A 24,427-nucleotide genomic window follows, 5' to 3' on the forward strand; every position below is an offset into this window, starting at 1 on the left:
ATTTATAGAAAATAATTATGTCAATGAATTACTTTCTAACCTTACCACTAAAGACACTTACCTTAGAGTTAAAAGGGTTTCCAGAAGCCCTTCTCAATAGGGAAACTTGACCTGAATGCCAGATAGCATCTTCAATGGGACCACTAATGTTAATCCAAAAAGAGTGTTCAGAAGTACCATAATCATTTTCAAAAATAATCTTAAAATCATCTAATGATTCCGCTTCTAATAAAATAGTACTCGCTTTTTTAAAGTTTAATAAGGTTGCACTTCTAAGTTCATCAAAACTTAAAGAATCTTTTTCTTTTTTACCATTGGGTGTTTTGGTAGTTGCATTTACAATCATTTTGGACAATTCATAAATATGACGAACCGTTTCTGCACTTGTCCGCCCTTCTTCACTTGCTTTATAATCTAAATCTTTAGGACGTAAACCTTCTGTTGCCCAATAATATCTAAACCCTAAACCATCAATCATTCTTGCTGCGACAGTTGTAGCCGTATATTTTTCAGGATGGGGAGGAACTACAGCATAAGGTATGTCTGTTTTCATATTCTGAGCATTAATAGATGAAATTGTTAAAAGGAGTACGATATATAAAAATGATTTCATGCGTTTTTATTTATTGTTTTATAATTGTCATCCCATAGCGTCGAGACTGTTCGCTATTAATAATTTCATTATGACTTAACGTTTTATACATACTCGTTTCATTATTAAATTATTAATTTTGTTGTTTTTAAAAGTAATATAAATATTGAAAATGGAAGCCCATTTTGGGTAGTTAATAAAAAATGATTCACACCAACCTTTTCAAACAACTATAAACGAGTGTGTTGGTAACAAAATAATATTGATGAATACTACTTTAGATGTTTTAATTATTGGTGCAGGACCAATTGGGATTGCCTGTGCGTTAGAAGCGAAGAAAAAGAATTTAACCTACCTTATCGTTGAAAAAGGGGTTTTGGTCAACTCGTTATACAACTACCCTACCAATATGACTTTTTTTTCTACGTCTGAAAAGTTAGAAATTGACGATATTCCTTTTATAAGCAGTAATGCTAAACCAAATAAAAAAGAGGCGTTAGAATACTATCGTCGCATTGTTTCTTCCAATAAGCTTAATGTAAATTTATTTGAAAAAGTTGAAATGGTAGAAACAAAAATTAATTTATATAATGTAACTACTGATAAAAATAAATACCAAGCGAAACAAATTATTATTTCAACTGGCTTTTATGACATTCCTAATTATTTAAATGTTCCTGGAGAGGATTTACCAAAGGTTTTTCATTATTATGACGATCCTCATTATTTTTCAGAACAAGATGTTGTCATTGTCGGAGCTAGTAATTCTGCTGTAGATGCCGCTCTAGAAATTTATAGAAAAGGCGGTAGAGTTACCATGATAATTCGAGGGGAAAATATTGGAGACCGGGTAAAATATTGGGTAAAACCAGATATTGTAAATAGAATTGAAGAAGGAAGTATTAAAGCATACTACCATTCAGAAATTAAAGAAATTTTAAAGGATAAAGTAGTTATATCAACGAAAGAAGGTAAAGAAATATCCTTAAAAAATGATTTTGTAGTTGCTTTAACCGGCTACCAACCTAATTTTGATTTTTTAAAGAATATAGGAATTCAACTATCCACTGATGGATTGAAAAAGCCAGCTTACAATCCAGAGACAATGGAGAGTAATTTAAAAGGAATCTATTTAGCTGGAGTTATATGTGGTGGAAAAGAAACCCATAAATGGTTTATTGAAAACTCTCGCATACATGCAAAAATGATTATAAAAGATATAATTGCTAAACAGTCTTAATTTTGTAAAGACTTTATGTACACTAAAAATGGCTAAACTACCAGAAATTTATTTTAAGAAGGATATTGAATGGAGAGCATGGTTGGAAGAAAACCATACTACTGTTGGCGGTGTGTATCTTATTTTTTATAAAGTGGAAAGTGACATGCCTAGTATGCGTTGGGAAGAGGCCGTTAAAGTTGCCCTATGTTTTGGTTGGATAGACTCTACTGTTAAAAAAATAGATAATGAACGTAGAAGGCAATATTTCTGTCCAAGAAATGCTAAAAGTGTTTGGAGTAAACTCAACAAAAATCACATTATAGAGCTTATTGAAAATGACTTAATGCATCAGAGTGGCTTAACAAAAATAGATGTAGCCAAGAAAAATGGCTCATGGATAGCATTGGATGATGTTGAAAATTTAATTGTACCAGAAGAATTACAAAATGCCTTTGATAAAAATAATTTAGCTTTTGAAAATTACACCAATTTTGCACCCAGTTACAAAAAGAGCTATTTGTATTGGTTAAATCAAGCAAAACGACCTCAAACAAGAATGAATCGGATTGAGCAAATTATTCAATTTTGTGAGAAAAATATAAAATCTAGAGCTACTTGGTGACCCTATAAAAACACATTGCTTGAATTAGCATAAGACTTGTCAAACTCTTGTTGATTTAGATTTAATGCTATCTTATGCTCTTTAAAATAAGAAACTAATTTCTCGGTAGGCATATTACCCGTTAACTCGTCTTTTGCCATAGGACAACCTCCATATCCTTTTATAGCACTATCAAAACGATTACAACCAGAAGAAAATGCAGCATGTACTTTTTCTTTCCATGTGCTAGGCGTTGTATGTAAATGAGCACCAAATTCTATATTAGAATGCATCGGAATCAGATTAGTAAAAAGATACTCTATGATATCTGGTGTTGAACTTCCAATAGTATCTGACAAGGAAATTATTTTAACTCCCATAGCGGCCATTTTTTGTGTCCAATCGGCTACGATATCAACATTCCAAGGATCTCCATAAGGATTACCAAACCCCATGGATAAATAAGCTACCACTTCTTTGTTCGATTTATCTGCAATATTTAAGATTTCCTTTAAAATAACAATAGATTCTGCTATAGTTTTACCGGTATTACGCATTTGGAAGTTTTCCGAAATAGAAAAAGGATAGCCTAGATAATCTATTTCCTCAAATTGAGAAGCATCATTTGCCCCTCGTATATTGGCAACAATTGATAATAATTTACTTTTTGTAGTATTTAAGTCAAGCATAGAAAGTACCTCAGCAGTATCTCGCATTTGCGGAATTGCCTTAGGTGAAACAAAGCTACCAAAATCAATAGTATCAAAGCCAACCTTTAATAGTTGATTGATATACGCCGCCTTTGTTTCTGTGGGTATAAACAACTTTATACCTTGCATGGCGTCTCTTGGACATTCTATGATTTTTAATAGACTCATTGAAAATCAAAGATACAATTTGATATAACTATTTTAAGAAAATAAAATAAAAATTGCTATTCCAACAAAAACAATGATTTGCAACCATTTTAAAAACCTACCCATATTTTTATTTTGATTGAGGCCTTTAGCTATTTGTCCTGAAAGTATTGCAATTACGGAAAAAACAATCAGAGAAACTGCCATAAAAATAAAGCCTAAAATAAAAAACTGTATTACGGTACTCAGCTCTTTACTGAATAAGAATGAAGGAAAAAAAGCCAAAAAGAAAATAGAAACTTTCGGATTCAGTACATTCATAATAAACCCTCGTTTAAATAATTGGAACATGCTTTTTTCGACTTTAACGTCTGTAGTCAAATTAATATTTGATGAACTTTTGTAAACTTTATAGGCCAAAAACATCAAGTAACTTGCACCAAATATCTTAAGTGCTAAAAATAAATTTTCATTGTCTTTGATGATGGTAGATACACCTAATGCCACTAATGTAGTATGAATAATGCAGCCAGAGATTAAACCAAAAACAGTTGCTAAACCATATTTTACACCATCGGCAATACTTGTAATTAATACATAAATATTATCAGGACCCGGGGCAATTGCTAATAATGCTGTTGCTGCTATAAATGAAAGTATGATGTCCAATTGATGTACTAAATTGTTGGTTAATAGTTATTGTTATTTCAGGTACTTGCTAAATTAAGCAAAAAAAAATCCTGCCGAAGCAGGATTTTAATATTCTTATAGTGCTGTATCAACTATAAAGTTGCAGCGTATTCAATAAGGTCAACAATTTTAGTTGAATACCCCATTTCGTTATCATACCAAGAAACAACTTTTACGAAGTTATCATTTAAAGCAATACCTGCTTTAGCATCAAAGATTGAAGTACGAGTATCTCCAACAAAATCTTGAGAAACAACCATATCTTCAGTATATCCTAAAACACCTTTCATTGGTCCACTTTCTGAAGCAGCTTTCATAGCAGCACAAATTTGTGCATATGTAGCTGGCTTCTCTAACTTCACAGTTAAATCTACAACAGAAACATCCATAGTAGGAATTCTAAAAGCCATACCAGTTAATTTACCATCCATTGCAGGAATTACTTTACCTACAGCTTTTGCAGCTCCTGTAGAAGAAGGAATTACGTTACCAATAGCAGAACGTCCACCTCTCCAGTCTTTCATAGAAGGACCATCAACAGTTTTTTGAGTTGCAGTTGCAGCATGTACAGTTGTCATTAAACCTTCAACAATACCGAAGTTATCATTTAAAACTTTAGTTATTGGAGCTAAACAGTTAGTTGTACAAGATGCGTTAGAAAATATTTTTTGATCTGCTTTTAATTCTGTATTGTTTACACCCATTACAAACATTGGTGTATGATCTTTAGATGGAGCAGACAATACTACTTTTTTAGCACCAGCTTCTAAGTGTTTTCCTGCAGTTTCTTCAGTTAAGAAAAATCCTGTAGATTCAATTACATATTCTGCACCAACTTCATCCCATTTTAAATCTGCTGGGTTTCTTTCTGCTGTAATTCTAATTTCGTTTCCGTTTACAATTAATTTACCGTTTTTTACATCAACAGTTCCATCAAAAGCTCCATGAACAGAATCGTATTTTAACATGTAAGCTAAATAATCTACATCTAATAAATCATTTATTGCTACTACTTGTACACCTTTTCTATTTACTGCAGATCTAAATGCTAATCTACCTATTCTTCCAAATCCGTTAATTCCTATTTTAATCATAATTCTTGTTTTTTTATACTGATAGTATATCAGATATTCTTAATAATTCTCTATTTATATCATGAGAGCTAATTATAGCTTCCTCAATGTCTGTTGTTACAATTTTATTGTTTAAAAATCCTACCATTGCATTAGACTGTCCGTCTAATAAACTTTCTACAGCTTTAACTCCTAATTTACTAGCTAAAACTCTATCAAAACATGTTGGACTTCCACCACGTTGCATGTGACCTAAAACAGAAACTCTCGCTTCATATTCTGGTAAGTTTTTAGTAACATATTCTGCCAATTCAAATACATTTTTGCCTGTTTTATCTCCTTCAGAAACTACTACAATGCTCGAAGATTTTCCTCTGCTTTTACTTTTCTTTAACGATTCTAATAATCTATCTAATCCTAAATCTTCTTCTGGCAACAAAATTTCTTCAGCTCCTGCTCCAACACCAGCATTTAAAGCAATAAAACCAGCATCACGCCCCATAACTTCAACAAAAAACAGTCTGTTATGTGAACTTGCAGTATCTCTAATCTTATCAATACACTCTACGACTGTATTTAATGCCGTATCATATCCTATTGTTGATGAAGTACCTGCGATATCATTGTCGATAGTTCCAGGAATACCAATAAATGGAATACCATATTCTTTTCCAAACACAATACCTCCATTAAATGTACCATCACCACCTATGAGTATCAAAGCATCTACTTTTGCTTTTTTTACTTGTTCGTACGCCTTTGCTCTTCCTTCTTTTGTTCTAAACTCTGCAGAACGAGCCGATTTCAGTATTGTACCGCCTTTACTAATAATATTTTTTACACTTCTTGCTGTGAGTTCTACGAAATCACCTTCAATCATTCCTTGATATCCTCTATAGAAACCAACACATTCAATATTATAATAAGAACAGGCTCTCGCTACAGCTCTAATGGCCGCATTCATTCCTGGGGCATCGCCTCCAGACGTCATTACACCTATTTTTTTTATATTTCCCTTCATTTTTACACTTATTTTAAAGCAGTGTAAAACTAAGAATAATTAAGGTAATTTATAGACTTTTTAGAACATTTATACGAAATCGTTATCGTTAGAAGTTGTAACACCTACGGCCTCACATTTTATTTAAATCACTAAATACGTGTATTTTATGACATTAACAGAAAAGTCATTTAATTTTTAACTTTGCTGGGAATAGAATCTTTTTTTCTTGCCCCTATATTGATTAATTTCTTTTCGGCTTTTAAACTATCTTTAACTTTTTTCTTTTGCTTACCTCTATCACTTCTTTGAAGTAACTTATCAACCAATTCTTTTGTATTGTCATAATCCACTCGCCATGATAAACCAATACCATGTGTATAACCTTCTACATCAGTAACATCATATTCAATGTCATTTTGTCGAGTATATGCTTTTGCTCTTAATGTACCTTCCTCATTTAATGGTAGTTCAACCTCAACTTCTCCTACAATATTATTCTGTTGTGTATTCGTACTAACCGGAACTCCAACTTTACCATTAACAATAAGCCTATCTGCAATTGTACTTGAAAAAGAAACCCCTAATTGATCACTTAAATCGTATGACCTTACATCATTTTTACTTGCAATATCATAGGTTACACCCAATTCAAATTTATCACCTTTTGACTTTAATATACCTGAAAGCACCTTCGCTATTTTCTCTGACAAATTACCAGTTAAAGCTGCATTTCCATCAAAATTTAAATTACCATCACTTAAAGGCATAAAAGAATTAGCCATTAATAAAGAGAAAAATTGAGTCATTTTTGCATCTTCGTTACTTAGTTTAAAATCTAATTCTGAATTTATACTTGAATTTTGGTTGACTAATTCTAGGTCAAAATCAATTTCAGAATTTAACAATTGCCCTGTAATTTTCGCTATCAGATTCACATCTATTTTCCTATTGGAACTTTGGTCTATATTATCTAATAAAACAGAAGGGTTGGCTTTTGTTTTATATATCGCTGTTATGTCTATAAAAGCATCAAACGGATTGCCATTCCAAATTACCTTTCCATTGGGTTGTACTATAAAGTCTTTATTCACAATATTTCTAAATTCATAAATTCCTTCAGAAATAATATAAGTTCCACTCATCTCAAATTTACCATTGGTATTTATTTCTATGCCTAAATATCCATTACCACTACCCCTTAAAATACTACCTGTATTTTTATCAATAACAATCTCTGCAATAGCATTATCTCTAACTTCTAAATCAAAATTTAGATTTAATCCTTTTAGTTTGTCAAAAATTACTTCTTCGCGTTTGTTTTTATCGACCCCATTTTCCGCTAAGGTTACAAAATTAATTAGACCAGAATCTCCAATAGTTGAAACATCGCTTAACGGAACAATAAACTCTGTACCAGGCATTGTTGCTCCTTCTACATTAATAGTTAACTGATCTGTGTATCCTTTAATACTGGCAGTTCCATCCATAAAGGCAGTTCCGTAATATTGTACATCTTCGTCTTCAACTGTATTTAAAACCAATAAATTATCAGTATCAATATTTAAATTTAAATACCATTTTTTGAACTTATAATGAATGATACTACCATATAAACTACCGGTAGTATTCTTATCTATATCAGTAATTGTTGTTGGTAAAAATTTAAAGGTTCTGTTACTTAATTCTACTTTAGAATTATTGGCAATATCAAAATCAACATTTAAATAGGGTATTTTAAGTCCTGCATTATCCAACGTTAATAGGCCATTAAAATCAGGGTTTTCAAGCAAACCAGAAACGGTTCCGTTACCTTTAACCTTACCTCTTATATTGGTTAATACGTCTTTCCCTAAATCGCTAAAAGAATTTATGTTAAACTCGTAAAAATTATAATTGGCAAGAATTGTAGGCTGCTCTACTGAAAAATCAATTTCACCATCAGCAACAAAAACATCAAATCGGTCATTGGTTAATCTTGCTGCAACATGATATTGATCAATGGAGTTGTCTCCTTGTGCGGTAATAAAAAGATTACCTTGTTTTATATCATTTATATAAAAGTCATTAATGGAAACATTGGCCAACGGAAAAGACTCTCCGTTCATTTGTTTGTAATTAACCTTCCCGTTTACCAAACCTTTCATAATAAAGCCATCTATATATGGCGTTATGCCATTTAGATCAACATTTTTTAAATTCAACGTTAGGTCTTTATTGCTTTTACCATTAATAATACCGGCCATATCAATAATTTGATCTTCATGAGAAACCGTAAACTTATCGAAAGCAAAGGTGTTAAACCCCTTGTCAAATACAATTTTATTTTGATTGTTGTTCGTTGGGTTTATGGCCCAGTTGTTTTCTTTAAAAACAATATTAGATTTTTTTAAACCTACAACCGATTTATTATTTTCATTTATAGTATGATAGAAACTTAAATCGTACTTTTCCTTTAAATCTTTACCTCCAACAAAATCTGTTCTAAAAAACAGCGTGTCATTCAACGTTACATTTACCAAGTTAACATCTGCAACATTATAATATTTGGTTTTTATTTCATCGACACTTAATAGCGTGTTATAAATTGGGTTTTTATTATCAATTTGTAATCTAATGTTTTCAATAAGATTGTCATAGGCGTCAATGTGTGGCGATTTTACAGTCAATTCGAACTGGTCTGAATCAGAACTAATTACCCCTTTAATAGTTGAATTAGCCCCTATTTTCACCTCAGGAAAGAATACATCAACAATTTTATTGTAAATTTTAAAATTGAAGTCGACAAATTGCCCTTTCGTTACAACGGCAGGTGTATAATTAGCATAAATACCAGCAAATGAATTTGTTGCTAGTTTTCCTATTTCATTATATTTAAAGATCCCTTTTATTTTACCTTCTATTATATCAGTGGAGTTAATAGTTACAACCCTTATACTATCCTGAAATTCTGACGCAACTTTAAAATCAGTAAAAAAGTAATTATCATTTTGATTGGTATAGGAAGCATTAGAAAAATTTATTTCACCTGCAATATTATCTAACGAATTTCCTCGTAATTTTATATCTATTTTTCCTTTAAGGATTGCCATGGAGTCTCTTTTAAATAGATTGAGTTTATTAAAATCTGAATACACCACATCTGCAACGAAATCAAAATCATATACTTTTTTTGACAAATCTGCCAAACCTGTAAAACTCATTTGTAGGTTTTCATCTTTAGAGACTAAACTTCCATTAAAATGTTTGTTTTTGAAGACACCGTTAATATCAATATCATTATAGGTATACCCCTTGTATTGATGTTTAAAAATATTACCATTTATGGAAGTATTAATATGATCTAATGTAAAGCCTTTACCTTTTATATCTGCAATAAGTGATAATTTACCTACAAGGCTATCTTGTATTATTTTTCCAAATTCTAAGTCTACAAATTCAATTTCACCAATATATTTAGCATTATTTATGTCATTGATATCCGTCATTTTTAAATTGGTAATAATTTTACCCAAATCTGTTTTAACGATAACATCGGCATTCATTAAAGTAGTAGTTATGAATGATTGACCAGTAACACTAAACCTTCCCAATTTACCAACTGCTGGTGGTAAATTTTGACCTAAAAGATTAGGTAATATTATCTTTAAATTTTCGTAGTTCGATGTAAGCTCATTAATATTAGCGGTTAATGAAAAACCATTTTCTTTATTTATCGCATTTTCAAAATGAAAATGCCCATTTATAATAGAATTTCTATTTGATACCAACTCAAAATTAGTAAGCTTAAAATCGTTTAAAGTTCCTTTTAAATTGGTAGTAAAATTAACCTTATCATTTAATCCAATTTCACTATAAAACTTATTCAAATCAATTAGTGACACTTCCCCTTTAGTAACTGCAGCATCGATTTGTACTTTATTATTAAAATCTGCCAAATCTTCTCGCTTATAATTAAAAGTAAAATCAGCATTGACAGTAGAGTTCTCCGTTTCCAAATACGTGGAATCAAAGGTCATTTTTGTTTTGGTATAAACAAAATTTGACGTCAACTGTTTCACTTCAATTCCATGATTTTCCACCAAAGAAATCCTTCTCACGTTTGCATAAACTTTAGGTCCTTCAATTTTAAAATCATCTACAATCCCTATAATATTCTTATAATACACAATAGCATCCTCTTGTTTATTTTTATCAAATAAATAAAAATTAGCATTGTCAATATTTAACTTGGAAGAAGTCAATAAAAAGGGTGTTGATGAAGGTTCTGAATCCTTACTATCAAACTTATCAATAAAAACGGATAAGTTATCTTGTTCTTCACCACTATAGGTCTTCATATGCATATAAAGGCCTGAAACATCAACTTCACCAAACTCAAGTTTATTATCTAAAATATTTTTATAACTAAAAACTGATGTAGAAATTTCATTTACATAAATTAACGTATCATTATGATGATCGTCAATTTGAACCCCTTTTAATTTAACATTGCCCAAATAAGATAAATCTACTTTTTGAACAACGATATTGGTGTTATACGTTTTATTTAAACTGTTTGTAACAATTTTGGCAAGTTTAGTTTGTACTATAGGCAGTGAGAGTAGAACAACAGATACGACCACTAATAATAATAAAATTAATAGTGTTCTTACAATTATTTTTTTTGCTCTTTTGATAGTTTTAATTGTTATAAATTTGCCGTGCTAAAATTACACAATTTACAGGTACAAATTTTATGCCTTAAATACATAAATTTGTCTTAATTATTCATATTATGTATTTAGTTTCAAAACTCATAAGGTTCAGACGCAAAATAGCATGCTCTCTTACTCTAATTAAGGAGTATAAATAAAAATAATAAGGTTAACTTGAAAACAAATAATTCAACATATATTTTAGCGATAGAATCATCTTGCGATGACACAGGGGTGGCTATCTTACACAACGACAAAGTATTGTGTAATGTTGTGGCTAATCAAGAAATTCATTCACAATATGGTGGCGTGGTTCCTGAATTGGCCTCAAGAGCACATCAGCAAAATATTGTACCTGTTGTTGCTCAGGCCCTGAAGCAAGCTGGAATTGATAAAAAACAATTGAATGCTATCGCGTTTACAAAAGGCCCAGGTTTAATGGGCTCTTTATTAGTGGGTAGTTCTTTTGCCAAGTCCATGGCTTTAGCTTTAAACATACCACTAATAGGGGTCAACCATATGCAAGCTCATATTTTGGCTCATTTTATAAATGATGATAGTCAACAAAAACCGCCTTTTCCATTTTTATGTTTAACGATAAGTGGTGGACATACGCAAATTGTTAAAATAACAGATCATTTTACGATGGAAGTTATTGGAGAAACCATTGATGATGCTGTTGGTGAAGCTTTCGATAAATCTGCTAAAATTTTAGGCTTGCCTTATCCAGGTGGACCATTGGTAGACAAACATGCTCAATTAGGAAATCCGAATGCTTATATTTTCACAAAACCAAAAACTAAAAATTCACTCGATTTTAGTTTTAGTGGATTAAAAACTGCTATTCTTTATTTTATTCAAAAACAAGTCAAAGAAAACCCTAATTTCATCGAAGAAAACCTAAATGATATCTGTGCTTCTATACAATTTACTATTACGACTATATTAATGGATAAATTGAAAAAAGCCGTGAAACAGACAGGCATTAAACATATTGCTATTGCCGGAGGAGTTTCTGCAAATTCTGAAATACGAAAAGTCTTAAAGAAAGCTGAAAACAAATATAATTGGACCACCTATATACCTAAATTTGAATACACCATGGATAATGCGGCTATGATTGGAATAGTGGGGTATTATAAATATTTAGATGAGCAGTTTGATGATTTGGGAATTACCGCAAGTGCGAGAATGAAGTTTTAGTATTTAAAGTTATGGTATCTTAAATACTATTCCGTCATTTTATTAAAATCCAAAGCTTTATCAATCCAATATTCTAAATCGGATTCTAGATCAAAACCACTTGGAGTTATAAAAATATAGCCTTTCATGGGTCTTCCTGTAAAGTCCATGGGTAGACAAACGTCTTTTTTTATTTCTTCTTCATAAGCTGGCATTCCTATTTTTACCATTAACAAACTGTCGCCATATTTTTTATCGATATGGATTCCACATGTCATTTTTTCATTGACCATAAAAATCAGTCCACCCATCATTTTTTTACTGTAAAATGGAACTTTTTTTGATTTAATGATTTCATTAATTCGCTCCCCTAATTGTATATCGTATGGCATTTATTAATTGTTTTCGCTTTACAAATTACAATTATTATTGGATTATACTATGAATAAAAAAATCCCAAATTCTAACAATTAGAATTTGGGATTTTATATTTTTTAAAATGTTTATTACTATCCAAGCATTGCTTCGGCAATTTTCTTGTAAACACCTTGTTTTAGTTTATCTCTAATCTCAGAAAAGGCTATTATTGTCGCTTTTACATCTTCTAATGTATGAGCTGCAGTTGGAATCATTCTTAATAAAATCATTCCTTTAGGAATTACAGGGTACACCACAATAGAACAGAAAATACCATGATTTTCTCTTAAATCATTTACCATAGCCATAGCTTCTGGTATATCACCTTCTAAAAATACGGGTGTTACACACGTATTTGTGTTACCAATATCAAATCCATTTTCTTTTAAACCTGATTGTAACGCATTTACATTTTCCCAAAGTTTTTCTTTCAACTCTGGCATAGTACGTAACATATCCAAACGTTTTAATGCACCTTTAACCATAACCATAGGTAATGATTTTGCAAACATTTGCGAACGCATATTGTATTTTAAGTACTGAATAATATCTTTATCAGCAGCGAAAAAGGCTCCAATACCAGCCATAGATTTTGCGAAAGTCGCAAAATAGACATCAATACCATCTTGAACACCTTGCTCAACTCCTGCTCCTCTTCCTCCTTCACCTAAGGTTCCGAATCCGTGAGCATCATCGACTAAAAATCTGAAATTATATTTTTCCTTTAGAGCAACAATTTCTTTCAATTTACCTTGTTCGCCTCGCATACCAAAAACACCTTCTGATATGACTAAAATTCCACCACCGTTTTCAGTAGCCATTTTAGTTGCTCTTTTTAAGTTTTTTTCTAAACTCTCTACATCATTATGTTTGTAAACAAAACGTTTACCAGCATGTAAACGCACACCATCAATAATACAGGCATGTGTATCCATGTCATAAACAATAACATCATGTTTTGTAACTAAAGCATCTATCGCAGATACCATTCCTTGGTAACCGAAATTAACTAAATATGCAGCTTCCTTATGAACAAACTCCGCACATTCTTGTTCTAATTGCTCATGAAAGTGGGTATGTCCAGACATCATTCTGGCACCCATTGGGTATGCCATACCATGTTCAGCAGCAGCAGCAGCATCAGCTTTTATCACCTCTGGATGATTAGCTAAACCTAAGTAATCATTTATACTCCAAGTGATCACTTTTTTACCGTTAAAACCCATTCTGTTTGAAATAGGTCCTTCTAACTTTGGAAACACATAATATCCTTCCGCTTGCTCGGCCCATTTACCTAAAGGCCCTTTATCGTTAATTATTCTTTCAAATAAATCTTTCATCTCGAATCTCTAATTTAATTTTGCAAAGTAACGTATTTTTTAACGTATTTTGAACTACCTCGCAACTCTTTTTTAACAAGTTACTAATTTTAAATGAATTATATAAAAAAAGGCTTCAATATTGAAGCCTTTTTGAAACTTTAAATCACCTATTTTATAAATTCAATTTCTGAATGTGCAAATTTTTCTGTATCAAAAAACCCTTGTTCTTGCATCCAATCATCACTATAAATTTTACTCATATATCTTGAACCGTGATCGGGAAAGATAACAACGACCTTGCTATTTTCATCAAATTCACCTTTTTTCGCTAATTGAAATACAGCTTGCATCGCGGCTCCACTTGTATAACCAGCAAAAACACCTTCTGATAATGCAATTTCTCTAGCTCTATGGGCACTATCTTCATCACTTACTTTTTCAAATTTGTCAATGATATCAAAATCTGTTGCAGTAGGTATCAAATTCTTACCTAAACCTTCAATACGATATGGATAACTCTCTTTCGTATCTAATTCTCCCGTTTCATGGAATTTTTTCAATACAGAACCATAAGCATCTACACCAATAATTTTAATATTAGGGTTTTGCTCTTTTAAATATCTTGAAGTTCCAGAAATTGTACCACCTGTGCCACTAGCGGCGACTAAATGAGTTATTTTACCATCAGTTTGTTCCCATATTTCAGGTCCAGTAGAATTATAATGTGCATCAGTATTTAACTGATTAAAATATTGGTTGATATAAACTGAATCTGCTATTTCTGAATGCAATTTTTTTGCAACATTATAATAAGAACGAGGATCATCAGCACTAACATGAGCTGGGCAAACATATACCTTTGCTCCCATGGCCTTTAACATGTCAATTTTATCGCTTGATGACTTTGATGTTACTGCTAAAATACAATCGTAGCCTTTTATTCTACTTACCATTGCAATACTAAAACCAGTATTACCTGATGTAGTCTCAATTATTGTTGTGCCTTTTTTAATTAAACCTTCTTTTTCAGCTTGTTCAATAATATGATGGGCAATTCTATCTTTTGTTGAATGACCTGGGTTATAACCTTCAAACTTTGTATAGAACTCACCTTCTAATTCGTCGGTAATTTTATTTAATTTAATCATTGGTGTATTACCAATAAGCTCTAAAATGTTCTGGTTAATACCTAATTTATGACTCATAAAAAATCAATTCTAATTACTATTAACTAACGGGCAAATTTAGTCCTTTTTTTTAAATCACTTTTAAAATATGGTTAAAAAACGCCATTTTAACAGATAAAAAGCTGATAATTAATTTTTTACATTATCATTTTTACAATTAAATTATGCAATTACAACGGATTTATTTCAATAGTAAACTCTAAATTTAACATCAACCTAATTGGATATGTTACATAAATTACCCTCTGTTTAATATAATAAGTAGTGGTACAAGGTTACTTTGGACGTTGGTAATCCAATCGCTTTTTTAATTGAGGTATTGCATAGCCATCTAAACCGTTTATTGCTGCCACTTTACCTAAAGTTAGGTTAATAAAACCATCATTTTCCAACATTTCATCTTGTATATGCAAATCAATTATTTCACCGATAACTAAAATAATACCATTACACTTTATTTCATATTCTTCAACAAACTTCATGGCTAATTTTACTGGAGCACTTTCAACAAAAGGAGCCGAAAAATCATTTAAGTATTCTGGTTTTAAATCTGTCTTTTCAAACTCTGATATGAGCTTATCATATTTTGCAGAAGTATGGTGAGCATCTTCTATAACCTCTTCATTAATATGATTGATGGTATACACTCCCGTCGACTTAATATTTTCATAAGTGTTTCTTGCAACTGTTGCTGGTCTAAAAAACACACCTAACAATGGTGGATGAGACCCCATGTGGGTTACCGAACTAAACACAGCTAGGTTTTCTAAATTATCTACCGATTTTGTACCAATTAAATTAGCCGATTTATAACCTGTACAGCTATTTATGAGATTAATTCTATACAAATGATGCAAACTATCAAGATCAGTTTTACTGAAATAGGCCATTACAACTTCTTAAAATTATTTATTTTCACTCCCTGTGATTTTAAATCGAACATTAAGTTATACAAACCAAAAAAAGTTCTGTTTATATAGATAAAATGTTTAGATCCTCTATTTCCATTCATTTTTCTCAATTCAGTACTCTTAGAATAACGTTCTCCTAATTGTCCTATCTTTTCGAAAAAATCAGGATTTGAAAAATCAAAAACTTCTTGATGCAGTGGCTGCGTAAATAAGCTTAACATTTCATGAAACATTTTCGTAAAAAATTCAACTTCCTCTTTAGAATCATCTTCTCGTAAGATTTCTAATTCATATAGCTTATCCTTAAAAAGGGCAGGATTATTAATATTATCTTCTTCAGCCAGTTCAAAATAAGGAATATAAAATTCTTCTGGAATTTCTTTTATACATCCAAAATCAATGACAATTAGCTTTCCTTCTTTATTAATTAAAAAGTTACCTGGATGTGGATCTGCATGTACTTTTTTCAATTTATGAATTTGGAACATGTAAAAATCCCAAAGAGCTTGTCCTAATTGATTTGCCATTTCTTGATTGGTATTATGAGCTACAAATTCAGACAAATGTTCTCCGTGCATCCAATCCATTGTAATAATTCTCTCCGAAGAAAGTTCTTTGTAATATCTAGGAAAAAGTAAATTAGGAATGTGCTTTGCTGCATTTACCATGGCTATACTTTGTTCTACCTCTAAAATATAATCGGTTTCTTCAATCAACTTATCTTCTACTTCCTTAAAATATTTACCAGAATCTTTACCTTTTATATTAAACATGCTCATAGCGATAGGTTTAACCATAGCTAAATCTGAACTAATACTCTGAGCAACACCAGGATACTGTATTTTTACCGCCAACTCCTTTTTGTCTTTTTCTGCCTTATGCACTTGACCAATACTTGCCGCATTAACTGAAGTTGAATTAAAAACATCAAAGATTTCATTAGGATGTTTACCAAAATACTGCTTAAATGTTTTTATGACTAAAGGAGGTGATAAGGGCGGTACCGAAAATTGAGCTAGGGAGAATTTTTCCACATACGCATTGGGCAAAATATTCTTTTCCATACTCAACATTTGAGCCACCTTTAAAGCACTTCCTTTTAACTGTTTTAGTCCATCATATATATCGTTCGCATTATTTTTATTTAATCTTTCTTTGGCTTCTACTTCTGTATTAATAATTTTATCTCCATAATACTTAAGGTAATTAACACCAACCTTAGCTCCAGTCTTTACTAGTTTTGAGGCACGTTGTATTTTTGAAGTTGGAATACTGTCTATCGTTTTCATCTGTTAACTTTAAGTTTTTATTAAATCCTTGAGAGCATAAATTACCATAGTTGATATTGAACAATTATAGTTTCATCTTTTCTTTGTACAAAAATTTACCTAAATCGATAATACTTTTAATTGGTTGTGTATCTATTAAATCAAAGCTTGTATTAACCGCTTTTTCTATAAATACATCCGTTTTTTCAAAGTTTTTAGAAGTGTCATCTATCCAAAACTTTATGGTAACTATTAATTGTAACCAAGCAGATTCTTTTAACGTTTTTTGCTGAAATTTCATCAACCTCTCTTCTTTCATATCGACCATTTCAATTTTTAAACTATCAATATAATCTGTAAATGCTTTTTTTAATTCTGAAAGTTTAGAAATGCTTTTCAATTTGTTTCCATCAACTTTCAAAGCTTGTAAAACATAGCTTCGGTTTGCCGTAAGGTTTTCGAAGAATGTGAAATAAAAACTCAATAGCTTATCTCTTGATTCATATGAGGCATACTCTTCGCTTTTATGCAATGCAATAAGCGTATTCTCAAAAAACGCTTTAAAAATACTTTTCTCTAGGGCTTCAAAAGTACCGTAGAAATTATAAAAAAGAGCTTCATCAAAATTGTTATGTTTTGCAAAAGCATAAACGGTCTTTGGTTGTTCGTTATGCTCTAATACATAGTCCATATAAAAAGACATCAGATCATTTTCGGTAATATTTTTCTTTTTTGCCATGACTTTTAATTTAGATTGTAAAGATACTGATTGTTTAACTTTAATAGCAATTAATTAAACAAAATATTTTGTTAAATAAAAAAAGTGCTCAATTAAGGCACTTTTTTTTATGTATACTTTCAAAGTGATTATTCGTTAATCCCCTCCATTTCAAGAATAAATCCATAATCTCTTGCGGTGTCTTTTAATGCATTAAATCGCCCTGAAGCTCCTCCATGACCAGATTCCATATCGGTATGCATCACTAATAAATTATCATCTGTTTTATTGGCTCTTAATTTAGCCAACCATTTTGCAGGTTCGTAATACTGAACTTGACTATCATGTAAACCCGTAGTGATTAACATATTTGGATATTCTTTTTTCTCAACATTATCATAAGGCGAATAAGACAACATATAATTGTAATACTCTTTTTCATTCGGGTTCCCCCATTCGTCATACTCAAATGTAGTAAGTGGAATAGTTTCATCTAACATGGTAGTAACAACATCCACAAAAGGCACTGCGGCAACTATTCCATTGTATAATTCTGGATTCATATTAATAATACCTCCCATTAACAGCCCTCCTGCTGATCCACCCATGGCATATAAATGATCTGCTGACGTATAATTCTCTTCAATTAAATATTTAGAGCAATCTATAAAATCAGTAAACGTATTCATCTTATTAAATAGCTTACCATCTTCATACCATTGTCTTCCTAAATATTGGCTTCCACGAATATGAGCCAATGCAAAAACAAATCCTCTATCTAGTAAACTTAAACGTGTCGTGCTAAATCCATCTGGAATCGTTGCTCCATAAGAACCATAAGCATACAAAAGTAACGGCGTATCTTTGTTAAGCTCGGTATCTTTTCTATACACCATTGAAACGGCTACTTTCTTACCATCTCTGGCGGTAACCCAAACTCTTTTGCTTGTATAGTTATTCTTATCAAACTTACCTCCCAATACCTCTTGTTCTTTCTTAATTTCTTTCGTCTTATCTTTCATGTTATAATCTATAACAGAAGCCGGAGTTGTAAAAGAATTATAACTATAACGGAGAGTATCTGTATCAAATTCTGGATTACTACTAACATTTACCGAATACGTTTCTTCATTAAATGGTAAATATTCATCAGCTGTTCCATCCCATCGTTTGATACGAATCTTATTCAATCCATTAGAACGCTCTTCCAAAACTAGATAATCTTTAAAAATTGAAATGTCTTCTAACAAAACATCATCTCTATGTGGAATAACATCTACCCAATTATCAGAACTCGTCTTTTCAATTGGTGTTTTCATTAATTTAAAATTTGATGCCTTGTCCTTATTCGTATAGATGTAAAAATAATTTTGATAATGAGAAATATGATATTCCAACCCTTTTACTCTTGGCTGTACCATTTTGAATTTATCATTAGGCTTATCTGCAGACAAAACCTGATATTCAGTGGTTAATGTACTACTTGACCCAATAGCTATAAATTGATTTGATTTGCTTTTAAAAACATAAGTACTGTATGTATCATCAGCTTCGAAAAATATTTCAATATCAGTTGATGCATCTGTACCTAATACATGCTTAAAAATTCGTTCTGCTCTTAAAGTAGTTGGGTTTTTCTTCGTATAAAAAACAGTTTTATTATCGTTGGCCCAAACTGAAGAGCCAGATGTACTTTCTATTTTTTCAGGATAAATTTCACCAGTCTCTAAATTTTTAAACTGTAAAACATATTGACGACGACTAATGGTGTCAACAGCAAAAGCTGCTAATTTATTATTTGGACTCACATTTAATCCGCCCAAACTATAATATTCATGACCTTCTGCAAGTTTATTAACATCAAACAACAACTCTTCTTCAGCATCTAATGTTGCCTTTTTACGAGCATATATTGGGTATTGACCATCTTTAATATAACGGGTAATGTAGAAATAACCATTATCTTTATAAGGTACTGATTCGTCATCCTCTTTAATTCTAGATTTCATCTCTTGAAATAAATCATCTGTAAATTTCTCAGTATGACCCATTTTTTTATCAAAATAGTCATTTTCAGCATTTAGATAATCTAAAACCTTCTGCGTATGCTCATCAGAAGTTTTTGAATTTTTCTGCTCATCAGATAATCGCATCCAATAATAATTATCTATTCTAGTATCACCATGAGTCTCCATTTCTTTCGGAACAACATCTGCAATAGGTGGTTTTATATCTTCTGTTTGCATCTTATCTTTTTTGCATGAAGTGGCAAAAGTAAGTGAAAGTATCGTTAAAAGAAAGGCTATTTTTTTCATTTTATGTCTTTTATTATTTTGGTCTAAATTAGTAAATTTGCAATTAACCAGTTAAACAAAGAATATGTTTGGAGATTTACAAGGAATGATGGGCAAACTAAAAGAAACCCAACAAAAAATTGAGGATACAAAAAAACGATTAGATACTGTTTTTGTTGAGGGCTCAGCGAAGCAAGGAAAAATTAAAATAACAGTGTCAGCCAATAGAGTGGTGAAAAATATTGCTATTGATAGTGGTCTTTTAGAGGACAAAGAAGAATTGGAAGATTATTTGATCATTGCCATGAATGATGCCTTAAAAAAAGCAAATACCATTAATGATGCAGAATTAGCTGCAGCTGCAAAAGACGGGATGCCTAATATTCCTGGTTTAGACATGTTCAAATAGTCCAGAATTAGGAAATTGAGTATGGTCAATACTATTTTAGTTTCATTTTAAGTACATGATTATTTTGTAAACGAAGCAGTAAATGCAACTTTTCAAATTGGAATCTACTCAATTATTTAGATTTGATTGTTAAGCATAGGCTCTTCATGTTATATTGTTTTTTATTTTAATTCGGATAAATTTGTCCGAATTAAAAATCTGCCGTACATTTGCTTCAAATAAAATAACAATATGTTTTCTAAAGCCTGTGAATACGGAATTAAAGCATCAATCTACATTGCCTTACAATCGTTGCAAGACAAGCGTGTGAGCCTTAAAGAAATTGCAGAAGAAATTAATTCCCCTGTTGCCTTTACAGCTAAAATACTGCATCAATTGGCGAAAAACGATATTTTAGATTCCGTTAAAGGTCCCGCTGGTGGTTTTCAAATTGAAAAAGATAATGTTGAGAAATTGAAATTAAGTCATGTTGTTTTTGCAATAGACGGAGATTCCATCTATTCGGGTTGTGGTTTAGGTTTGGAAAAATGTAATGAAAAGCAACCCTGCCCTTTACACGACAAATTCGTAATAATACGTAACGAACTTAAACAAATGCTAGAAGAAACTAGTCTGCTTGACTTAACTTCAGGTTTAGATTTAGGCATTACATTTTTAAAACGATAAAAAAAATTACATTTAATTAAGATAAAAAGGTAATAATATCATATTAAACAATAATTATGGAAAAAACAATTGGTCAAATAGTAGCAGAAGATTATAGAATTGCACAAGTATTCAAAAATCATGGTATTGACTTTTGTTGTAAAGGAGATAGAAGTGTTGAAGAAGTTGCACAAAAAAATAATGTAGATGCTTCCTTACTTTATAAAGAAATAGATGCGATTCAAAATCAAAATACAAATGAAAGTATTGATTTTAAATCATGGTCTTTAGACTTATTGGCTGATTATATTGAGAAAAAACATCACCGTTATGTAGAAGAAAAAATACCTGTTTTAAAACAGTACTTAACCAAATTATGTAAAGTACATGGCGGTCGCCATCCTGAGTTGTTTGAAATTACTGAACATTTTAATGCATCAGCAGGTGAATTAACCGCACATATGAAAAAGGAGGAGTTGATTCTTTTCCCTATCATCCGGAAAATGATAGACGCTAAACATAAAGGCACAGAAATGTCTAAACCTCATTTCGGAACAGTCGAAAACCCAATAGAAATGATGATGAATGAACATGAAAATGAAGGAGACCGATTTAGAGAAATTGACCGTTTAAGCAACAGTTATACTCCGCCTGCTGATGCATGTAATACCTATCAGGTAACATTTTCCTTATTAAAAGAATTTCAAGATGATTTACATCAACATATTCATCTTGAAAATAACATACTTTTCCCAAAAGCTATCGTATTAGAAAAAGAAATAGCCTTTCAAAACTAGTTGAACTCTAGTTTCATTAGACTCTGTTTTATAACTATTAGAATGGAAGAATCGAGATGAATGAACTCATACATCTCGATTCTTTATCTTTAATCCCATAAATATGACATCGAAAAAACCATTGAAAAGAGTAAAAGAACTACAATTTTTAAGTAGAGAGCATCATCATACGCTTTTACTATCATGGAAAATTAGAACTGGATTCCAAAAAGGTGTCAATATTTCGATAATAAAACAATATGTAGATTGGTTTTACAATCATCATATAAAACAACATTTCAACATGGAAGAACTCCATATTTTTCCCATTCTTGGTGATCAACATGAATTAGTTAAAAAAGCAATTTCAGAACACAAAAGATTAAAAATATTATTTACCACACAAGTAGATATTGAAAAGTCGCTAAGTCTGCTTGAGGAAGAACTAGAGCAGCATGTTCGATTTGAAGAACGCATTTTATTCAAACAAATACAAGAAATAGCAACAGATCAACAACTAAAAATGATTGATGCCATCCATACCGAAGAAGTTTTTATTGATAATACCTCAAACGAATTTTGGAAATAATTAGATATATTACCAACCATTTTAAGCATACCCAACATTCCGCGATTAGATTTTTTCAATTCGACTTACTAATGATATGAAGGCAAAACGCAGGCTATATTAATTTTTAAAAGCATAGTGTCTAAACCTTTTATTAAAGCTTGTTGCATAACTTTTGAATCCTCAGCATGACATTGCAAACATGCACCTACGAGTAAAATATTTCGTTGTTCTTTTAAATTAAAAGGTCTAAAATCTGTTCGGGTAGAAACTATTTTAGCTTTAGGTTCTTTCAAAAAAGGAATCCAAGCATCTTCTGGTAAATTATCATTTTCATTTAAGGCATATTCAGGAGTAAATTGCCAGTTTCCTGAACTATTATCGGTATTATAAACTAGCGTTCCTTTTCCATAACCAATAGCCTCAGAATTTGCATGACAAGATTTACAATCGCGGACTTTCTTTGCAATGGTATGTGGTGCATTTGGGGCATATAGCCTATGGAAAGTGTTTAAGTCATTGGTGTCTTTACTATAACTTTGGTTATCTATGGTTAACACCATTCCAGGTATAGCAGGTTCTATTTTCAAGTCATCTCCATCAAATCTCACCCCCATGGATGGTTGGCTAGTACCAAATTCAAAAACATGTTCCACCCACTGACCTATAACTTCTTTTTTTGCTAATAAATCATATCCCATTTTATCATTTTCATCAAAACTACTATGACATCCAATGCATTTAGGTGCCCATTGCGAATGACAAGTAGAGCAATTTACATTTTTGTGAGCTGCATCTCTTGAACATATTTCAGATTGCTTTTTTATTTCATGTAGTTCTCCATCCTTTTTACTTATTAAATAGGCATTATTACCTTCCATATACGTATTCACCAAAGGATTATTATCCTTCGCAGTTACTAAAATTTGCTTATCTGTATGTTTATAATCTCGATGCATCCACACCAATTTAGATTCTCTATCTAAATCTTTATAACTTGTTGTATTCGGTTTAGAATCAAAATGACAATCAGAACATTGTATTTTTACAGCTTTTTCTTGATGCAAATATGTTTTTCCATCTCCCATAACCTCGTGACTACTGTGACAATCTATGCATAAAAGTCCTTTAGTGTGATGTACGTCTTCACTTTTTCGGGTATAAATTCTACCGTCTTCAAAAGTTTTATACTCATCTTTGTCCGTAATATCTTTCTGTTCTAAAAGAGTTTCGTGCCAGCCTTGAAAGTTGGTAGAAATTCTACTACTTCTGCTATGGCAACCAAAACAATGCTCGTTAGTCATAAAAATATCCGTAGAAGGATGCATTTTTGGTAAGTTCTCCTTATTTGAATTTAAATAGGTTTCTAAACTTGTTGTAGCCTCTTTAGAGTAGTTCAAATGGCAAGCATTACAACCTCCTCCTCTACTCAATTGTGTAATTTTTCCGAATTCCTTTTTAGCTGCACCTAAATGACAATTAGCACATAAATCTCTTAAATGTTTATCTGCCGCAGAGTATTCAATCTCTTTAATATGATATAAACTATCAAGCGAATCAGATTCACCAAAAATAAATTTATCTACGGCGATTAGTCCGCTATTGGTAGTCATCAAAGAGTGATTTATTTTGTACAATTCATCTGTATGACATTTACCACATGTAGCATCTGCATCTGCTAAATTTCCGGGAATTAGCACCATATTCTGATGTGATTCATCTTTAGTGTTAACATTAGGATTTCCTAAATGACAACTAACACAACCTATTGATTCGGGATTATGAAATTTAGAAAATCCTTTTACTTGAATATGACAGTTCAAGCAACTTTCCTTTGACACATTAATTGAAAAATATTCTTGATTTGAAAAATTTGTTAAATATTCAAAATCATTTACTTTTAGCAATACAAAACCAATTACCAAAAATGATAAGAGAATAATGACTGTGTATTTTTTATGAAAAGGTTTCATTATAAAACAAAACTACAACTATTTA

General features: G+C 31.3%; 21 protein-coding genes. 7 read left to right on the top strand and 14 right to left on the bottom strand.

Features of this window, described 5'->3' with window-relative positions; genetic code table 11:
* Nucleotides 1-28: 28 nt before the first annotated feature.
* Nucleotides 29-613 (bottom strand): DinB family protein, encoded by a 585-nt coding sequence (locus tag D3P13_RS18870; RefSeq protein ID WP_117884640.1) that lies wholly within the window; start codon nt 611-613, stop codon nt 29-31.
* 244 nt (nt 614-857) lie between these two features.
* Between D3P13_RS18870 and D3P13_RS18875 the strand changes: the two genes are divergently transcribed.
* A complete protein-coding gene (locus D3P13_RS18875) occupies nt 858-1,832 on the top strand; it encodes a YpdA family putative bacillithiol disulfide reductase (RefSeq protein WP_117884642.1) in 975 nt (324 codons plus the stop codon).
* A gap of 28 nt (nt 1,833-1,860) precedes the next feature.
* Nucleotides 1,861-2,436 (top strand): YdeI/OmpD-associated family protein, encoded by a 576-nt coding sequence (locus tag D3P13_RS18880; RefSeq protein WP_117884644.1) that lies wholly within the window; start codon nt 1,861-1,863, stop codon nt 2,434-2,436.
* A gap of 2 nt (nt 2,437-2,438) precedes the next feature.
* Here the strand turns inward: D3P13_RS18880 and D3P13_RS18885 are convergent, their stop codons facing one another.
* The 5 genes from D3P13_RS18885 to D3P13_RS18905 all read right to left on the bottom strand — a co-directional run bounded on the left by D3P13_RS18885 (nt 2,439) and on the right by D3P13_RS18905 (nt 10,660).
* On the bottom strand, nt 2,439-3,293 hold the full coding sequence (locus D3P13_RS18885) for a hydroxymethylglutaryl-CoA lyase (RefSeq protein ID WP_117884646.1): 855 nt from the start codon (nt 3,291-3,293) through the stop codon (nt 2,439-2,441).
* 33 nt (nt 3,294-3,326) lie between these two features.
* Entirely contained in the window at nt 3,327-3,941 is a 615-nt protein-coding gene (locus tag D3P13_RS18890; RefSeq protein WP_117884648.1) for a LysE family translocator, read from the bottom strand.
* Nucleotides 3,942-4,054: 113 nt separating this feature from the next.
* Nucleotides 4,055-5,056 carry a type I glyceraldehyde-3-phosphate dehydrogenase gene (gene gap, locus D3P13_RS18895; RefSeq protein WP_117884650.1) on the bottom strand — a complete coding sequence of 334 codons (1,002 nt, stop codon included), beginning with the start codon at nt 5,054-5,056 and terminating at the stop codon, nt 4,055-4,057.
* A gap of 13 nt (nt 5,057-5,069) precedes the next feature.
* On the bottom strand, nt 5,070-6,056 hold the full coding sequence (gene pfkA, locus D3P13_RS18900; RefSeq protein WP_117884652.1) for a 6-phosphofructokinase: 987 nt from the start codon (nt 6,054-6,056) through the stop codon (nt 5,070-5,072).
* A 170-nt stretch (nt 6,057-6,226) separates the two neighbouring features.
* The gene (locus tag D3P13_RS18905; protein ID WP_117884654.1) at nt 6,227-10,660 is read right to left on the bottom strand and encodes a translocation/assembly module TamB domain-containing protein; all 4,434 of its coding nucleotides are present in this window, start codon (nt 10,658-10,660) and stop codon (nt 6,227-6,229) included.
* 246 nt (nt 10,661-10,906) lie between these two features.
* Here D3P13_RS18905 and tsaD point away from each other — a divergent pair, with 246 nt between their 5' ends.
* Nucleotides 10,907-11,935 (top strand): tRNA (adenosine(37)-N6)-threonylcarbamoyltransferase complex transferase subunit TsaD, encoded by a 1,029-nt coding sequence (gene tsaD, locus D3P13_RS18910; protein ID WP_117884656.1) that lies wholly within the window; start codon nt 10,907-10,909, stop codon nt 11,933-11,935.
* A 26-nt stretch (nt 11,936-11,961) separates the two neighbouring features.
* Here tsaD and D3P13_RS18915 read toward each other — a convergent pair whose 3' ends face one another.
* The 7 genes from D3P13_RS18915 to D3P13_RS18945 all read right to left on the bottom strand — a co-directional run bounded on the left by D3P13_RS18915 (nt 11,962) and on the right by D3P13_RS18945 (nt 20,052).
* On the bottom strand, nt 11,962-12,306 hold the full coding sequence (locus tag D3P13_RS18915) for a TfoX/Sxy family protein (RefSeq protein WP_117884658.1): 345 nt from the start codon (nt 12,304-12,306) through the stop codon (nt 11,962-11,964).
* A gap of 117 nt (nt 12,307-12,423) precedes the next feature.
* Nucleotides 12,424-13,671, bottom strand: a complete 1,248-nt coding sequence (locus D3P13_RS18920; protein WP_117884660.1) for an aminotransferase class I/II-fold pyridoxal phosphate-dependent enzyme — start codon at nt 13,669-13,671, stop codon at nt 12,424-12,426.
* 149 nt (nt 13,672-13,820) lie between these two features.
* Nucleotides 13,821-14,858: a PLP-dependent cysteine synthase family protein gene (locus D3P13_RS18925; RefSeq protein WP_117884662.1), complete on the bottom strand. Its 1,038-nt coding sequence runs from the start codon at nt 14,856-14,858 to the stop codon at nt 13,821-13,823.
* A 257-nt stretch (nt 14,859-15,115) separates the two neighbouring features.
* Nucleotides 15,116-15,730 (bottom strand): flavin reductase family protein, encoded by a 615-nt coding sequence (locus D3P13_RS18930; RefSeq protein ID WP_117884664.1) that lies wholly within the window; start codon nt 15,728-15,730, stop codon nt 15,116-15,118.
* Complete coding sequence (locus D3P13_RS18935) at nt 15,730-17,040, bottom strand: ABC1 kinase family protein (RefSeq protein WP_117884667.1); 1,311 nt, start codon at nt 17,038-17,040, stop codon at nt 15,730-15,732. The genes D3P13_RS18930 and D3P13_RS18935 overlap by 1 nt, the downstream gene beginning before the upstream one ends.
* Nucleotides 17,041-17,104: 64 nt before the next feature.
* Nucleotides 17,105-17,758, bottom strand: a complete 654-nt coding sequence (locus D3P13_RS18940; protein WP_117884669.1) for a TetR family transcriptional regulator C-terminal domain-containing protein — start codon at nt 17,756-17,758, stop codon at nt 17,105-17,107.
* Between the two features lie 128 nt (nt 17,759-17,886).
* Nucleotides 17,887-20,052 carry a S9 family peptidase gene (locus D3P13_RS18945; RefSeq protein ID WP_232829245.1) on the bottom strand — a complete coding sequence of 722 codons (2,166 nt, stop codon included), beginning with the start codon at nt 20,050-20,052 and terminating at the stop codon, nt 17,887-17,889.
* Nucleotides 20,053-20,116: 64 nt separating this feature from the next.
* On the opposite strand from D3P13_RS18945, the gene D3P13_RS18950 reads away from it, so the two are divergent.
* The 4 genes from D3P13_RS18950 (at nt 20,117) to D3P13_RS18965 (ending at nt 22,450) form a co-directional block, all read left to right on the top strand.
* Complete coding sequence (locus D3P13_RS18950; RefSeq protein WP_117884671.1) at nt 20,117-20,440, top strand: YbaB/EbfC family nucleoid-associated protein; 324 nt, start codon at nt 20,117-20,119, stop codon at nt 20,438-20,440.
* 231 nt (nt 20,441-20,671) lie between these two features.
* Nucleotides 20,672-21,106, top strand: a complete 435-nt coding sequence (locus D3P13_RS18955) for an RrF2 family transcriptional regulator (protein ID WP_117884673.1) — start codon at nt 20,672-20,674, stop codon at nt 21,104-21,106.
* A gap of 56 nt (nt 21,107-21,162) precedes the next feature.
* The gene (ric, locus tag D3P13_RS18960; protein ID WP_394336478.1) at nt 21,163-21,882 is read left to right on the top strand and encodes an iron-sulfur cluster repair di-iron protein; all 720 of its coding nucleotides are present in this window, start codon (nt 21,163-21,165) and stop codon (nt 21,880-21,882) included.
* A 103-nt stretch (nt 21,883-21,985) separates the two neighbouring features.
* The gene (locus D3P13_RS18965; RefSeq protein ID WP_117884677.1) at nt 21,986-22,450 is read left to right on the top strand and encodes a hemerythrin domain-containing protein; all 465 of its coding nucleotides are present in this window, start codon (nt 21,986-21,988) and stop codon (nt 22,448-22,450) included.
* Between the two features lie 68 nt (nt 22,451-22,518).
* Here the strand turns inward: D3P13_RS18965 and D3P13_RS18970 are convergent, their stop codons facing one another.
* Nucleotides 22,519-24,402 (bottom strand): hypothetical protein, encoded by a 1,884-nt coding sequence (locus tag D3P13_RS18970; protein ID WP_117884679.1) that lies wholly within the window; start codon nt 24,400-24,402, stop codon nt 22,519-22,521.
* Between the last annotated feature and the right edge of the window lie 25 nt (nt 24,403-24,427).

The sequence above is a fragment of the Aureibaculum luteum genome (genome assembly GCF_003449015.1).
GTDB classification, from domain to species: Bacteria; Bacteroidota; Bacteroidia; order Flavobacteriales; family Flavobacteriaceae; genus Aureibaculum; species Aureibaculum luteum.

What these genes read in the sequence shown, in the direction of transcription:
- D3P13_RS18870 (WP_117884640.1), bottom strand. Translation starts at nt 613, where the DNA reads ATGAAATCATTTTTATATATCGTACTCCTTTTAACAATTTCATCTATT.
- D3P13_RS18875 (WP_117884642.1), top strand. Translation starts at nt 858, where the DNA reads ATGAATACTACTTTAGATGTTTTAATTATTGGTGCAGGACCAATTGGG.
- D3P13_RS18880 (WP_117884644.1), top strand. Translation starts at nt 1,861, where the DNA reads ATGGCTAAACTACCAGAAATTTATTTTAAGAAGGATATTGAATGGAGA.
- D3P13_RS18885 (WP_117884646.1), bottom strand. Translation starts at nt 3,293, where the DNA reads ATGAGTCTATTAAAAATCATAGAATGTCCAAGAGACGCCATGCAAGGT.
- gap (WP_117884650.1), bottom strand. Translation starts at nt 5,056, where the DNA reads ATGATTAAAATAGGAATTAACGGATTTGGAAGAATAGGTAGATTAGCA.
- pfkA (WP_117884652.1), bottom strand. Translation starts at nt 6,056, where the DNA reads ATGAAGGGAAATATAAAAAAAATAGGTGTAATGACGTCTGGAGGCGAT.
- D3P13_RS18915 (WP_117884658.1), bottom strand. Translation starts at nt 12,306, where the DNA reads ATGCCATACGATATACAATTAGGGGAGCGAATTAATGAAATCATTAAA.
- D3P13_RS18920 (WP_117884660.1), bottom strand. Translation starts at nt 13,671, where the DNA reads ATGAAAGATTTATTTGAAAGAATAATTAACGATAAAGGGCCTTTAGGT.
- D3P13_RS18925 (WP_117884662.1), bottom strand. Translation starts at nt 14,858, where the DNA reads ATGAGTCATAAATTAGGTATTAACCAGAACATTTTAGAGCTTATTGGT.
- D3P13_RS18930 (WP_117884664.1), bottom strand. Translation starts at nt 15,730, where the DNA reads ATGGCCTATTTCAGTAAAACTGATCTTGATAGTTTGCATCATTTGTAT.
- D3P13_RS18935 (WP_117884667.1), bottom strand. Translation starts at nt 17,040, where the DNA reads ATGAAAACGATAGACAGTATTCCAACTTCAAAAATACAACGTGCCTCA.
- D3P13_RS18940 (WP_117884669.1), bottom strand. Translation starts at nt 17,758, where the DNA reads ATGGCAAAAAAGAAAAATATTACCGAAAATGATCTGATGTCTTTTTAT.
- D3P13_RS18945 (WP_232829245.1), bottom strand. Translation starts at nt 20,052, where the DNA reads ATGAAAAAAATAGCCTTTCTTTTAACGATACTTTCACTTACTTTTGCC.
- D3P13_RS18950 (WP_117884671.1), top strand. Translation starts at nt 20,117, where the DNA reads ATGTTTGGAGATTTACAAGGAATGATGGGCAAACTAAAAGAAACCCAA.
- D3P13_RS18955 (WP_117884673.1), top strand. Translation starts at nt 20,672, where the DNA reads ATGTTTTCTAAAGCCTGTGAATACGGAATTAAAGCATCAATCTACATT.
- ric (WP_394336478.1), top strand. Translation starts at nt 21,163, where the DNA reads ATGGAAAAAACAATTGGTCAAATAGTAGCAGAAGATTATAGAATTGCA.
- D3P13_RS18965 (WP_117884677.1), top strand. Translation starts at nt 21,986, where the DNA reads ATGACATCGAAAAAACCATTGAAAAGAGTAAAAGAACTACAATTTTTA.
- D3P13_RS18970 (WP_117884679.1), bottom strand. Translation starts at nt 24,402, where the DNA reads ATGAAACCTTTTCATAAAAAATACACAGTCATTATTCTCTTATCATTT.